Origin of the sequence: Pseudomonas sp. BBP2017, from assembly GCF_003024385.1 — a bacterium.
Lineage (GTDB): Bacteria > Pseudomonadota > Gammaproteobacteria > Pseudomonadales > Pseudomonadaceae > Aquipseudomonas.
In genome coordinates, this window is the sequence record NZ_PVZN01000014.1 from 88010 (window position 1) to 101972 (window position 13963).

General features: G+C 60.3%; 13 protein-coding genes. 8 read left to right on the forward strand and 5 right to left on the reverse strand.

Annotated features, from left to right (window positions below; all coding sequences use genetic code 11):
• Nucleotides 1-39: 39 nt before the first annotated feature.
• A complete protein-coding gene (gene cspD / locus C6382_RS17245) occupies nucleotides 40-294 on the reverse strand; it encodes a cold shock domain-containing protein CspD (RefSeq protein ID WP_146146915.1) in 255 nt (84 codons plus the stop codon).
• A 225-nt stretch (nucleotides 295-519) separates the two neighbouring features.
• On the opposite strand from cspD, the gene clpS reads away from it, so the two are divergent.
• Together clpS and clpA are read left to right on the forward strand one after the other, a co-directional pair.
• Nucleotides 520-882, forward strand: coding sequence for an ATP-dependent Clp protease adapter ClpS (gene clpS / locus C6382_RS17250; protein ID WP_009400967.1), 363 nt, complete (start codon nucleotides 520-522; stop codon nucleotides 880-882).
• Between the two features lie 30 nt (nucleotides 883-912).
• Entirely contained in the window at nucleotides 913-3183 is a 2271-nt protein-coding gene (gene clpA, locus C6382_RS17255; RefSeq protein ID WP_038612792.1) for an ATP-dependent Clp protease ATP-binding subunit ClpA, read from the forward strand.
• A 153-nt stretch (nucleotides 3184-3336) separates the two neighbouring features.
• On the opposite strand, the gene infA is transcribed toward clpA, so the two are convergent.
• The 3 genes from infA to aat all read right to left on the reverse strand — a co-directional run bounded on the left by infA (nucleotide 3337) and on the right by aat (nucleotide 5104).
• Nucleotides 3337-3555: a translation initiation factor IF-1 gene (gene infA, locus C6382_RS17260; protein ID WP_002553999.1), complete on the reverse strand. Its 219-nt coding sequence runs from the start codon at nucleotides 3553-3555 to the stop codon at nucleotides 3337-3339.
• Nucleotides 3556-3659: 104 nt separating this feature from the next.
• Nucleotides 3660-4367: an arginyltransferase gene (locus C6382_RS17265; RefSeq protein ID WP_107025586.1), complete on the reverse strand. Its 708-nt coding sequence runs from the start codon at nucleotides 4365-4367 to the stop codon at nucleotides 3660-3662.
• 56 nt (nucleotides 4368-4423) lie between these two features.
• Entirely contained in the window at nucleotides 4424-5104 is a 681-nt protein-coding gene (aat, locus tag C6382_RS17270) for a leucyl/phenylalanyl-tRNA--protein transferase (protein ID WP_107025587.1), read from the reverse strand.
• Nucleotides 5105-5396: 292 nt separating this feature from the next.
• On the opposite strand from aat, the gene ftsK reads away from it, so the two are divergent.
• From ftsK to cysG, 6 genes are all read left to right on the forward strand, one after another.
• A complete protein-coding gene (gene ftsK / locus C6382_RS17275) occupies nucleotides 5397-7808 on the forward strand; it encodes a DNA translocase FtsK (protein ID WP_107025588.1) in 2412 nt (803 codons plus the stop codon).
• Between the two features lie 64 nt (nucleotides 7809-7872).
• Nucleotides 7873-8496: an outer membrane lipoprotein chaperone LolA gene (gene lolA, locus C6382_RS17280; RefSeq protein WP_107025589.1), complete on the forward strand. Its 624-nt coding sequence runs from the start codon at nucleotides 7873-7875 to the stop codon at nucleotides 8494-8496.
• Nucleotides 8497-8514: 18 nt separating this feature from the next.
• A complete protein-coding gene (locus C6382_RS17285; RefSeq protein ID WP_107025590.1) occupies nucleotides 8515-9840 on the forward strand; it encodes a replication-associated recombination protein A in 1326 nt (441 codons plus the stop codon).
• Entirely contained in the window at nucleotides 9837-10211 is a 375-nt protein-coding gene (crcB, locus tag C6382_RS17290) for a fluoride efflux transporter CrcB (protein ID WP_107025591.1), read from the forward strand. Before C6382_RS17285 ends, crcB begins: the two co-directional genes overlap by 4 nt.
• A gap of 17 nt (nucleotides 10212-10228) precedes the next feature.
• The gene (serS, locus tag C6382_RS17295) at nucleotides 10229-11509 is read left to right on the forward strand and encodes a serine--tRNA ligase (protein ID WP_107025592.1); all 1281 of its coding nucleotides are present in this window, start codon (nucleotides 10229-10231) and stop codon (nucleotides 11507-11509) included.
• Nucleotides 11510-12898: a siroheme synthase CysG gene (gene cysG, locus C6382_RS17300; protein ID WP_107025593.1), complete on the forward strand. Its 1389-nt coding sequence runs from the start codon at nucleotides 11510-11512 to the stop codon at nucleotides 12896-12898.
• A gap of 66 nt (nucleotides 12899-12964) precedes the next feature.
• Here cysG and C6382_RS17305 read toward each other — a convergent pair whose 3' ends face one another.
• On the reverse strand, nucleotides 12965-13933 hold the full coding sequence (locus C6382_RS17305; RefSeq protein WP_107025594.1) for a glutathione S-transferase family protein: 969 nt from the start codon (nucleotides 13931-13933) through the stop codon (nucleotides 12965-12967).
• Between the last annotated feature and the right edge of the window lie 30 nt (nucleotides 13934-13963).

Below are 13963 nucleotides of genomic sequence, written 5' to 3' on the forward strand. Positions count from 1 at the left end.
CAGCCCCTGAGGGCTGGCCGGTTTTTTTTGTCTTGCGGATCAGGCCTGGGCCGTTTCCGAACTGGTGGTGGGGGCGGCAGTGGGGTGAGCGGTTGCACTGGCGATATTCACCGCGTGCAAGCCTTTGGGGCCCTGGATAATGTCGAAGCTGACGGGTTGGCCGGCTTTCAATGTTTTATAGCCGTCCATCTGGATGGCCGAGTAGTGTGCAAACAGATCCTCTGTTTTCCCGTCTTCATTGATGAAACCATAGCCCTTGGCATTGTTGAACCACTTGACTTTACCGCTTGCCATCCTCATATCCCTCTGCAAAGGACTCCATCACTGGAGTATCATCCACTCCATCCGCATATGAACCTGCGAAAATTCTGGTTGACTGCGCGGATCTTAATCGACCACGGTGGGTTCTTATTGGTTGTAACACCGTTTTGCCGATAGTCAAGGTGAGGTGACGGCAATCCCGCGTCGCCTGTGCGGTCAATCCATAATCCAACCTGTCGAAATGATGAAATTCTTTCCATGCATGCACATAGCCAGATTCGACTAACATTCAATCAGGATCGCCCGCAATCGCATGAGGACGATGGTTCTGGCCTGGCGGTACAGGAGGCCAAACCGGCCCTGCAGGCGCCACCCATGTACAAGGTGGTTTTGTTCAACGATGACTACACACCGATGGATTTCGTCGTCGAAGTGCTCGAGGTGTTTTTTAACCTGAATCGCGAGCTGGCGACCAAGGTCATGCTGGCCGTCCATACAGAAGGACGGGCAGTATGCGGATTGTTTACCCGTGACATCGCCGAGACCAAGGCCATGCAGGTCAACCAATACGCAAGGGAAAGCCAGCATCCGCTACTCTGTGAAATCGAGAAGGACGGTTAATCGCCGGCCACTTGGGTATGAGGTGAAGCTATGTTAAACCGCGAGCTCGAAGTCACCCTCAATCTGGCCTTCAAGGAGGCGCGCTCGAAACGTCATGAGTTCATGACCGTCGAGCACCTGCTGCTGGCACTATTGGATAATGAGGCCGCCGCGACCGTTCTGCGCGCCTGCGGCGCGAACCTCGACAAACTCAAACACGACCTGCAGGAGTTCATTGACTCCACCACGCCGTTGATTCCCGTGCATGACGAGGATCGTGAAACCCAGCCAACCCTGGGCTTCCAGCGGGTGTTGCAGCGCGCAGTCTTTCATGTCCAGAGCTCGGGCAAGCGTGAAGTCACCGGTGCCAATGTGCTGGTAGCGATTTTCAGCGAACAGGAAAGCCAGGCCGTGTTCCTGCTCAAGCAGCAGAGCGTGGCGCGTATCGACGTGGTCAATTACATCGCCCATGGCATCTCCAAGGTGCCGGGCCATGGTGAGCACTCCGAGGGCGAGCAGGATATGCAGGATGAGGATGGCGGCGAAACTTCATCGTCGGGCAATCCGCTGGATGCCTATGCCAGCAACCTCAACGAGCAGGCCCGCCAAGGGCGTATCGATCCGCTGGTCGGTCGCGAGCTTGAAGTCGAACGCGTGGCGCAGATCCTTGCCCGTCGGCGCAAGAACAACCCGCTGCTGGTCGGTGAGGCCGGTGTCGGCAAGACCGCCATTGCCGAGGGCCTGGCCAAGCGTATCGTCGATGGTCAGGTACCTGACCTGCTGGCGCAAAGCGTGGTCTATTCCCTGGATCTGGGCGCTTTGCTGGCCGGTACCAAGTACCGCGGTGACTTTGAGAAGCGCTTCAAGGCGCTGCTCAACGAGTTGCGCAAGCGTCCGCAGGCAATCCTGTTTATCGACGAAATTCACACCATTATCGGCGCGGGTGCAGCCTCCGGTGGCGTCATGGACGCCTCCAATCTGCTCAAGCCGTTGCTGTCTTCGGGTGATATCCGCTGCATCGGTTCGACCACCTTCCAGGAGTTCCGCGGGATCTTCGAGAAGGATCGCGCCCTGGCGCGGCGTTTCCAGAAGGTCGATGTCAGCGAGCCGTCGGTGGAAGACACCGTGGGTATCCTGCGTGGCCTCAAGGGGCGTTTCGAGTCGCATCACAATATCGAATACAGTGATGAAGCCCTACGCGCCGCTGCCGAGCTGGCAGCGCGTTATATCAATGATCGGCACATGCCCGACAAGGCTATCGATGTCATCGATGAAGCCGGTGCCTACCAGCGCCTGCAACCGGTGGAGATGCGCGTCAAGCGTATCGATGTGCCGCAAGTCGAGGACATCGTCGCGAAAATCGCGCGGATTCCGCCAAAACACGTCACCAGCTCCGACAAAGAGCTGCTGCGTAACCTTGAGCGTGATCTGAAATTGACCGTGTTCGGTCAGGACGCGGCGATCGATTCGCTGGCAACCGCAATCAAGCTGTCGCGCGCCGGCTTGAAGTCGCCGGACAAGCCTGTGGGCTCGTTCCTGTTCGCCGGCCCTACCGGTGTCGGTAAAACCGAGGCGGCGCGTCAGCTGGCCAAGGCCTTGGGCGTCGAGCTGGTGCGTTTCGACATGTCCGAGTACATGGAGCGGCATACCGTATCGCGGTTGATCGGTGCGCCTCCAGGCTATGTCGGTTTCGATCAGGGCGGCTTGCTCACTGAGGCGATCACCAAGCAGCCGCATTGCGTATTGCTGCTCGATGAAATCGAGAAGGCCCATCCGGAAGTCTTCAACCTGCTGCTGCAGGTGATGGACCACGGTACCCTGACCGACAATAACGGGCGTAAAGCGGACTTCCGCAACGTCATCGTGATCATGACCACCAACGCCGGTGCTGAAACTGCTGCGCGAGCCTCGATCGGCTTCACCCAGCAGGATCACTCTTCCGACGCGATGGAAGTGATCAAGAAGAGCTTCACGCCGGAGTTTCGCAACCGTCTGGACACGATCATCCAGTTTGGCCGTCTCAGTCACGAGACGATCAAGAGCGTGGTGGACAAGTTCCTCATCGAGCTGCAGGCGCAACTGGAAGACAAGCGCGTCCTGCTGGAGGTGAGCGATGCGGCGCGCAGCTGGCTGGCTGCCGGTGGTTATGATGCGCAGATGGGCGCACGGCCAATGGCGCGGCTGATCCAGGACAAGATCAAGCGGCCATTAGCCGAAGAGATCCTGTTCGGCGAGCTGGCCGAGCATGGCGGTGTGGTGCACATCGACATTCGCGATGGCGAGCTGGTGTTCGAGTTCGAGACCACGGCTGAGATGGCCTAAGGCAAATCGGGGCTGCCAGGCAGCCCTTTGCTGGCAAGGTCTGCTTCTACAGGTTGGTGCATGCCATGGCTGTGGGGGTGGTCTTGTCGGCGATGCTTTTTGAGTACCAACAAAAACGCCCGGCATATAGCCGGGCGTTTTTGTTGGTGTCGCTTAGCGGGCGCGGTAGGTGATGCGCCCCTTGCTCAGGTCGTAAGGCGTCAGTTCGACGCGGACCTTGTCACCGGTCAGAATACGAATGTAGTTCTTGCGCATTTTTCCGGAGATATGCGCGGTAACGACGTGCCCATTTTCCAACTCCACACGGAACATGGTGTTGGGCAGGGTGTCGACGACAGTGCCTTCCATTTCGAAGCTGTCTTCTTTCGACATGCAGTAAAGCCCTCGGTGTCCAGTTAATGGCCCGGTGCACAACTGCGCCAGGCAAAAAAAGTGGCGTGCATTGTGCCCGAAAACTGGATTTTAAGCCAATGATTTCAGTTCAGGGTTACCCAGCGCTGATTGATCAACAGCTCTATGGGGCGGTACTGTGTTTTGTAGTTCATCTTTTTGCAGTTTTTGATCCAGTAGCCGAGGTAGACCGCATCGAGTCCTTGGCGCAGGGCTTCGGTGATCTGCCAGAGGATGGCAAAGCGCCCGAGACTACGGCGCTCTTCGTCGGGGTCGTAGAAGGTGTAAACCGCCGATAGGCCATTGGGCAGCAGGTCGGTGACCGCTACGGCGACCAGGCGGCCACTGAGGCGGAACTCGTAGAAGCGTGAAAACGGCAGGTCGCGGACCAGGAAGGTGGCAAACTGATCACGGCTGGGCGGATACATGTCGCCGTCAGCGTGGCGTTGCTCGATATAGCGGCGGTACAGCTCGAAATACTCCTCCTTGAACGCTGGGCGTGCGGCGCTGACGGTCAAGTCGGCATTGCGTTTGAGGATGCGCTTTTGCTGGCGGTTGGGCACAAAGCGTGTAGCCGGAATCCGCGCCGGTACGCAGGCGTTGCAGTTTTGGCAGTGCGGGCGATACAGGTGATCGCCGCTGCGCCGGAAGCCCATTTCCGACAGGTCTGCATAGACATTCACGTCCATCGGCTGGCTCGGGTCGAGAAACAGCGTGGTGGCCTGTTCGTCTGGCAGGTAGCTGCAGGAATGGGGTTGAGTGGCATAAAACTTCAACCGCGCCAGCTCTGTCATGATCAACCCCTCGGGAGGTGCTTTAGATTTAAGTGTAAGCCAGCTGGAAAAACTCGCTAGCAAACCCAGTTGGCGCTGCTGGGTTGGTCCAGGTAGCGTTGCAGGTAGTCGGCAAAGGTTGCCCGGGCAATAGCTCGGGCCCCCAGGCTGTGCAAGTGATCAGTCGGCATCTGGCAGTCGATCAGGACAAAGCCGGCCTGCTGCAGATGCTCTACCAGGGTCACGAAGCCTACCTTGGAGGCATTGTCGGCACGGCTGAACATCGACTCGCCGAAAAATAGCCGACCCATGGCCAAGCCGTACAGTCCGCCAACCAGTTCGCCGTTCTGGCGTACTTCAACTGAGTGGGCAAAGCCTTGTTGATGCAGTTTGAGGTAGGCCGCTTGCATGCTGTCGGTGATCCAGGTGCCGTCAGCGTAGTCGCGAGGGGCTGCGCAGGCTTTGATCACGGCAGCAAAATCCTGGTCGAAACTGACTTGGTAATGGCCCTGGCGGATGAATTTTCGCAGTGAGCGTGACACGTGCAATTCGTCGGGAAACAGGACCGTGCGCGGGTCGGGCGACCACCAAAGGATCGGCTGGCCGTCCTGGTACCAGGGAAAGCAGCCATGGCGGTAGGCTTGCACCAGGCGCTCGGCGCTGAGGTCGCCACCAGCTGCAAGCAGGCCATTGGGGTCTCGCAGGGCTTTTTCCAGTGCAGGGAAGGTCAGGGAGTTGCGGCTCAACCAGGTCAGCATCGTCGTTCAGTGGCGGAGTGGGGGAGGGTGTCCAGCATCGCTCCATTCCGGAGCCTTCGCAACTTGCATGGGCCTTTGTTGTCACACTTGCATAAAAACACCGCATAAGCCTTTGTCACAAAAGAAAATGCGTGCTCAAATTGCGATATAGGAAATTGGCCCCCGTTTACGCGTGTTTCTGGCGTGCCGCCATGGCGGTAGGCGGGCAGTAATGTTAAAAGTAGTGGTTTGTTGACTGTGCACATAGGTCAATCACTGTTGGACGCGCATTGAGCGCAGGAATAGACGCGTTTTGAAGAAATCCACCGCAACATCGAATCCCTTGCCGGTGCCCCAGTGGCGCCAGCAGTTGCATTATCGCCTCAAGGAAGGCGCGCTGATCGCCATGGGGGCGCTGTGCCTGTACCTGTGGATGGCGCTGCTGACCTACGACCAGGCCGACCCGGGCTTCAGCCACACCAGCAATGTCGAGCAGGTGCAGAACGCCGCCGGGCGTGCGGGTGCTTACTTCGCCGATGTCCTGTTCATGGTGTTGGGTTATTTCGCCTACATTTTTCCGCTGTTGCTGGCGATCAAGACCTGGCAGATCTTCCGCGAGCGTCACCAGCCCTGGCAGTGGAGCGGCTGGCTGTTTTCCTGGCGCCTGATCGGCCTGGTGTTCCTGGTGCTCTCGGGTGCGGCACTGGCGCATATTCACTTCCATTCGGCCGCCAGCCTGCCAGCTTCGGCCGGTGGCGCGCTGGGCGAAAGCCTCGGCGACCTGGCCAAGAACGCCCTGAACGTGCAGGGCAGTACCCTGATGTTCATTGCCTTGTTCCTGTTCGGCCTGACGGTATTTACCGATCTGTCCTGGTTCAAGGTCATGGATGTGACCGGCAAGATCACCCTCGATCTGTTTGAACTGTTTCAGGGCGCCGCCAATCGCTGGTGGGCCGCGCGCAACGAGCGTAAGCGTCTGGTAGCGCAGCTGCGCGAAGTCGACGATCAGGTCAATGAGGTCGTGGCCCCGGTGGTGGCGGATCGTCGTGAACAGGCCAAGGCCAAGGAGCGCATCATCGAGCGTGACCAGGCCCTGAGCAAGCATGTTGCCGAGCGCGCGCAGCAGCCTGCGCCGGTGATCATGCCAGCTCCGGCCAAGGTGCCGGAGCCGAGCAAGCGTGTGCAGAAGGAAAAGCAGGCACCGCTGTTCGTCGACAGCGCCATCGAAGGCACTTTGCCACCGATTTCGATCCTTGATCCTGCCGAGAAAAAGCAGGTCAATTACTCGCCCGAATCCCTGGCGGGTGTCGGCCACCTGCTGGAAATCAAACTCAAGGAGTTCGGTGTTGAAGTCTCGGTTGACTCTATCCACCCCGGTCCGGTGATTACCCGTTACGAAATCCAGCCAGCCGCTGGCGTCAAGGTCAGCCGTATCGCCAACCTGGCAAAAGACCTCGCCCGTTCCCTGGCGGTGACCAGCGTGCGTGTGGTTGAAGTGATCCCCGGCAAGACCACTGTCGGTATCGAGATCCCCAACGAAGACCGGCAGATCGTGCGCTTCTCCGAAGTGCTGTCCTCGCCGCAGTACGACGAAGCCAAATCGCCGGTCACCATGGCCCTGGGGCACGACATCGGCGGCAAGCCGGTGATTACCGACCTGGCCAAGATGCCGCACCTGCTGGTGGCCGGTACCACTGGTTCCGGTAAGTCGGTGGGGGTCAACGCGATGATCCTGTCGATCTTGTTCAAGTCCGGCCCGGAAGACGCCAAGCTGATCATGATCGACCCGAAAATGCTCGAGCTGTCGATCTACGAAGGCATCCCGCACTTGCTTTGCCCTGTGGTCACCGACATGAAAGACGCGGCCAACGCGCTGCGCTGGAGCGTTGCCGAGATGGAGCGGCGCTACAAACTGATGGCGGCCATGGGCGTGCGTAACCTGGCGGGCTTCAACCGCAAGGTCAAGGACGCCGAAGAGGCCGGTGAGCCGATCTACGACCCGATGTTCAAGCGCGAAAGCATGGACGACGTGCCGCCGCTGCTGAAAACCTTGCCGACCATCGTCGTGGTGGTCGACGAATTCGCCGACATGATGATGATCGTCGGCAAGAAGGTCGAAGAGTTGATCGCGCGTATCGCCCAGAAAGCCCGTGCCGCCGGTATCCACCTGATTCTCGCGACCCAGCGGCCCTCGGTGGACGTGATTACCGGTCTGATCAAGGCCAACATTCCGACCCGTATGGCTTTCCAGGTGTCGAGCAAGATCGACTCGCGGACCATCATCGATCAGGGCGGCGCCGAGCAGTTGCTCGGTCACGGTGACATGCTCTACATGCCGCCGGGCACCAGCCTGCCGATTCGTGTGCATGGCGCTTTCGTGTCCGACGATGAAGTCCATCGGGTGGTCGAGGCGTGGAAACTGCGCGGTGCTCCGGACTACAACGAGGATATCCTCAGCGGCGTCGAAGAAGCCGGTAGCGGTTTCGACGGTGGCGGCGGCGGTGGCGGCGACGATGATGCCGAAACCGACGCGCTGTACGATGAAGCCGTGCAGTTCGTCCTGGAAAGCCGCCGGGCTTCCATCTCCGCTGTACAGCGCAAGCTGAAGATCGGCTACAACCGTGCCGCGCGGATGATCGAGGCGATGGAAATGGCCGGCGTGGTCACCGCCATGAACACCAACGGCTCGCGTGAAGTGATTGCCCCCGGGCCGTCCCGCGACTGATGAACCCTCTAGCCTGTGGCCAGCGATCGGCCACAGGCCCATCCATACTGCAACGAGGATTGCCATGCGCCTGATTCGCATGATGTTGGTTTCCGCTTTGGCCCTGTCCAGCGCTTCGGCATTTGCCGGCGAGCAGGATGTGGCGCGCTTGACCCAGTTGCTGGAAAAATCCAGAACCATCGAGGCCCGATTCTCCCAGCTGACCCTGGACGCCAGTGGCACCAGCCTTCAGGAAGCGGCAGGGCAGATGTCGGTACAGCGTCCTGGCCTGTTCTACTGGCATACCGATGCGCCGCAGGAGCAGGTGGTGGTTTCGGATGGCAAGACCGTCACCCTGTGGGATCCGGACCTGGAGCAGGCAACCATCAAGAAGCTTGATCAGCGCCTGACCGAGACCCCGGCATTGCTGTTGTCCGGCGATGTGTCGAAGATCAGCCAAAGCTTCGATATCACCTCCAAGGAACAGGGTGACGTCATGGATTTCACCCTCAAGCCGAAAACCAAAGACACCCTGTTCGACTCCTTGCGTCTTTCGTTCCGCAAAGGTCTGGTCAATGACATGCAGCTGATCGACAGCGTCGGCCAGCGTACTAACATTCTGTTCACCGGGGTCAAAGCCAACGAGGCGATCCCGGCGAGCAAGTTCAAGTTCGATATCCCGAAAGGCGCGGATGTCATTTCCGAGTAAGAGGTAGTAGCGCCGTCCATGGACCTGTTTCGTAGTGACCCCGTAGCCCAGCCCCTGGCCGCGCGCTTGCGCCCGGCCAACCTGGACGAGTACGTCGGCCAGGAGCACCTGCTGGCCCGCGGCAAGCCGCTGCGTGAGGCACTGGAACAGGGCGCGCTGCATTCGATGATTTTCTGGGGTCCGCCCGGGGTCGGCAAAACTACTTTGGCGCGGCTGTTGGCGCAGTTCTGTGACGCTCACTTCGAGACGGTTTCGGCGGTGCTCGCCGGCGTCAAAGAAATTCGCCACGCCGTGGAAATCGCCAAACAGCAGGCCGGGCAGTACGGGCGCCGCACGATACTGTTCGTCGATGAAGTGCACTGCTTCAACAAGTCCCAGCAGGATGCTTTCCTGCCGTATGTGGAAGACGGCACGCTGATCTTCATCGGCGCCACCACCGAGAACCCTTCGTTCGAGCTGAACAACGCGTTGCTGTCACGGGCGCGGGTTTATGTGCTCAAGAGTCTCGACGAAACCGCACTGCGCAAGCTGGTCAATCGCGCCCTGACTGAAGAGCGTGGCCTGGGCAAGCGCCAGTTGCGCGTCGGCGATGAAGCCTTCCAGATGCTCATGGCCGCCGCCGATGGCGATGGTCGGCGCATGCTCAACTTCCTTGAGAACGCCTCGGACCTGGCCGAAGACGGCAGCGAAATCGCTGTCGAGCTGCTACAAAGCCTGCTCGGGGACAGCCGCCGTCGTTTCGACAAGGGCGGTGAAGCTTTTTACGACCAGATTTCGGCGCTGCACAAGTCAGTGCGCGGCTCCAACCCCGACGGCGCGCTGTACTGGTTCGCGCGCATGCTCGATGGTGGCTGCGATCCGCTGTATATCGCCCGGCGCGTGGTACGCATGGCCAGCGAAGACATCGGTAACGCCGATCCCCGCGCCCTCAGCCTGTGCCTGGCGGCCTGGGATGTACAGGAGCGCCTGGGCAGCCCTGAAGGCGAGCTGGCGGTAGCCCAGGCGATCACCTATCTGGCCTGCGCGCCAAAGAGCAATGCGGTGTACATGGGTTTCAAAACCGCGCTGCGTGAAGCCGGCGAACATGGTTCGTTGGAAGTGCCGCTACACCTGCGCAATGCGCCGACCAAACTGATGAAGCAACTGGGTTATGGCGACGAATACCGTTACGCCCATGACGAACCGGATGCCTACGCTGCCGGCGAAGACTACTTCCCCGACAACCTTGAACCGCGCCACTACTACCAACCGGTACCGCGTGGCCTGGAGCTGAAAATCGGCGAGAAGCTGAAACACCTGGCCGAGCTCGACCGCAAGAGCCCGCGGCAACGGAGAAAACCATGATTGCCGTGATCGCCGCGGTCAGCGCGGGCGGCATTGCCGGAACCTTGTTGCGGTTTGCCACGGCCAATTGGGTCAATGCCCACTGGCCACGCCACTTCTATCTCGGTACGCTGGCGGTCAATCTGATTGGCTGCCTGCTGATCGGCTTGCTCTACGGGTTGTTTCTGCATCGCCCGCTGGTGCCGGTCGAGCTGCGTGGCGGCCTGATCGTCGGATTTCTCGGCGGTCTGACCACATTTTCATCCTTTTCACTGGATACCGTGCGCCTGCTCGAAAGCGGGCAGGCGCCGCTGGCCTTCGGTTATGCCGGGATCAGCGTATTCGGCGGGCTGCTCGCAACCTGGGCCGGCCTGTCTTTGACCAAATTCTGAACCAACGAGAGAACGATATGCTCGATTCCAAACTGTTACGCGGCCAACTTCAGGAAGTGGCGGACCGCCTGGCCTCCCGTGGCTTCAGCCTGGATGTCGCGCGCATCGAGGCACTGGAAGAACGCCGCAAGGTGGTGCAGACCCGCACCGAACAACTGCAGGCCGAGCGTAACGCCCGTTCCAAATCCATCGGCCAGGCCAAGGCCCGTGGCGAAGACATCGCCCCGCTGATGGCTGACGTCGAGCGCATGGCCAATGAGCTGGCCAGCGGCAAGGTCGAGCTGGACGGCATTCAAGCCGAGCTGGATTCGATCCTGCTGGAAATCCCTAACCTGCCGGACGAAAGCGTGCCGGTCGGTGCCGATGAAGATCACAACGTCGAAGTGCGCCGCTGGGGCACTCCGCGCAGCTTCGACTTCGAGATCAAGGACCACGTGGCCCTCGGCGAGTTGAGCGGCGGCCTGGATTTTGAAACCGCAGCCAAGCTGTCGGGCGCCCGTTTCGCCCTGCTGCGCGGCCCGATCGCCCGCCTGCACCGTGCCCTGGCGCAGTTCATGATCAACCTGCACACCAGCGAACACGGCTACGAAGAGGCCTACACCCCGTACATGGTCCAGGCCCCGGCGCTGCAAGGCACTGGCCAGCTGCCGAAGTTCGAAGAAGACCTGTTCAAGATCAGCCGCGACGGCGAGGCTGACTTCTACCTGATCCCGACGGCCGAAGTGTCGCTGACCAACATCGTCGCCGGCGAGATCCTCGATGCCAAGCAACTGCCGGTCAAGTTCGTCGCTCACACCCCATGCTTCCGTAGTGAAGCCGGTGCCTCGGGTCGCGATACCCGCGGCATGATCCGTCAGCACCAGTTCGACAAGGTCGAGATGGTCCAGATCGTCGAACCGAGCACGTCCATGCAAGCCCTGGAAGGCCTGACGGCCAACGCCGAGCGCGTGTTGCAGGCGCTGGAGCTGCCATACCGGGTACTGGCACTTTGCACCGGCGATATGGGCTTCAGCGCAGTCAAGACCTACGACCTGGAAGTCTGGGTGCCGAGCCAGGACAAGTACCGCGAGATCTCCTCGTGCTCCAATTGTGGCGATTTCCAGGCGCGCCGCATGCAGGCGCGCTGGCGCAACCCGGAAACCGGCAAGCCGGAGCTGGTCCACACCCTCAACGGTTCAGGCCTGGCGGTAGGCCGTACCCTGGTAGCGGTACTGGAAAACTACCAGCAGGCCGACGGTTCGATCCGCGTGCCGGAAGTACTCAAACCGTACATGGGTGGCCTGGAGGTCATCGCCTAAATGGAGTTTCTGCCGCTGTTCCACAAACTGCGCGGCAGCCGTGTGCTAGTTGTCGGTGGAGGCGAAATTGCCCTGCGCAAATCGCGTCTGCTGGCCGATGCCGGTGCAGTGCTGCGGGTGGTCGCGCCCGAGATCGAAGTGCAACTGGCGGAACTCGTCCGGCACAGCGGTGGTGAAATCCTCAGCCGTGGTTATCAGCCGGGCGACCTTGACGGTTGCCAGTTGATCATCGCGGCGACAGATGACCAGGCGCTCAATGCCCAGGTCTCGGCGGACGCCCACCAGCGCTGCGTGCCGGTCAACGTGGTCGATGCGCCGTCTCTGTGCTCGGTGATCTTCCCGGCCATCGTCGACCGTTCGCCTTTGGTAGTCGCGGTGTCCAGCGGTGGCGATGCGCCGGTGCTGGCGCGGTTGATCCGCGCCAAACTGGAAACCTGGATTCCTGCCACCTACGGCGAGCTGGCCGGGCTGGGCGCGCGTTTTCGCGACAAGGTCAAGGCACTCTATCCGGACGTCAATCAGCGTCGCGGCTTCTGGGAAGATGTGTTCCAGGGCCCGATCGCCGAGCGGCAACTGGCCGGGCAGGGCGCTGAGGCCGAACGTTTGCTGCAGGCCAAGATCGACGGCGCCAGCTATCAGGCACCAGGAGAGGTGTATCTGGTTGGCGCGGGCCCGGGTGATCCGGATCTGTTGACCTTCCGCGCCTTGCGCCTGATGCAGCAGGCTGACGTGGTGCTCTACGACCGCTTGGTCGCGCCGGCGATCATTGAGTTGTGCCGCCGTGATGCCGAGCGTATCTATGTTGGCAAGCGTCGTGCTGACCATGCCGTTCCCCAGGATCAGATCAATCAGTTACTGGTTACCCTGGCGCGTCAGGGCAAACGGGTGTTGCGCCTCAAGGGCGGTGATCCGTTCATCTTCGGCCGTGGTGGCGAAGAGATCGAGGAGTTGGCCGAGCAGGGTATTCCGTTTCAAGTGGTGCCGGGTATTACGGCAGCCAGTGGTTGCTCGGCGTATGCCGGGATTCCGCTGACGCATCGTGATTACGCGCAGTCAGTGCGCTTTGTCACCGGCCACCTCAAGGACGGTACCAGCAACCTGCCTTGGGATGACCTGGTGGCACCGGCGCAGACCCTGGTGTTCTACATGGGGCTGGTTGGCTTGCCGACCATCTGTGCCGAGCTGATTCGCCACGGCCGTGCGGCTGATACGCCAGCAGCACTGGTGCAGCAGGGCACCACGCCGAATCAGCGGGTGTTTACTGGTACATTGGCTGACCTGCCAACCCTGGTGGCTGAGCATGAAGTCCATGCACCGACCCTGGTGATCGTCGGCGAAGTGGTTCAATTGCGCGAAAAGCTGGCTTGGTTCGAAGGCTCTCAAGGCTGAAAATCATCGCGGGGCAAGCCCGCTCCCACCGGGTGGGAGCGGGCTTGCCCCGCGATAAATCCAACCCTAGTTTCCCGCCAGGCTCCAAATTCCCCGCCCCGGCAAACGCTGCCGATCATGCGCCACAGCAAAATCCTGCAGCGGCCCTTTAGGCACAATCCCGTTCGGATTGATGGTCTTGTGGCTCATGTAGTAATGCTTCTGGATATGCTCGAAATTCACCGTCTCGGCCACTCCCGGCCACTGATACAGCTCCCGTAGCCAGTTCGACAGCTTCGGATAATCAGCCAGGCGCCGCAGGTTGCACTTGAAGTGCCCGTGATACACCGCATCGAAACGAATCAACGTAGTAAACAGCCGCCAATCCGCCTCGGTCAGGTATTCCCCGGCCAGATAGCGGCGTTCGCCCAAGTGTTGTTCCAGGCAGTCCAGCTCGGCAAACACTTCATCAAACGCCTGCTCGTACGCCTGCTGCGAGGTGGCAAAGCCAGCGCGATATACGCCATTGTTGATGGCCGGGTAGATCCGCTCGTTCAACGCATCAATCTCGGCCTGTAGCGGCTCGGGATAGAGGTCCAGGCGATTGCCGGTCAAGTCGTCGAAAGCATGGTTGAAGATGCGAATGATCTCCGCCGACTCGTTGTTGACGATGCGTTGTTCCTGCTTGTCCCACAGCACCGGCACCGTGACCCGGCCGCTGTAGTGCGGATCGTCGCGGGTATAGCGCTGATGGAGAAAGTCCAGGTGCTCGAGCTTATCGCCGGTGGAGCCTTTGCTCTGATCGAAGGTCCAGCCGTTTTCACCCATCAGCCAGCTGACCACCGATACGTCGATCAGGCTTTCCAGGCCCTTGAGCTTGCGAAAGATCAGGGTGCGGTGGGCCCAGGGGCAGGCCAGGGAGACATAGAGGTGGTAGCGGCCGCCCTCAGCGGCAGGCAGTTGATTGCGCCGCTGCGCGTTTTCGCGCTGAAACGCACCGTCTTTGCTGCTTTGATACCACTGGTCATGCCAGCGTCCGTCGATCAACAGGCCCATGCTGAGCTCCTTGGCGATTCGTTCGAATAT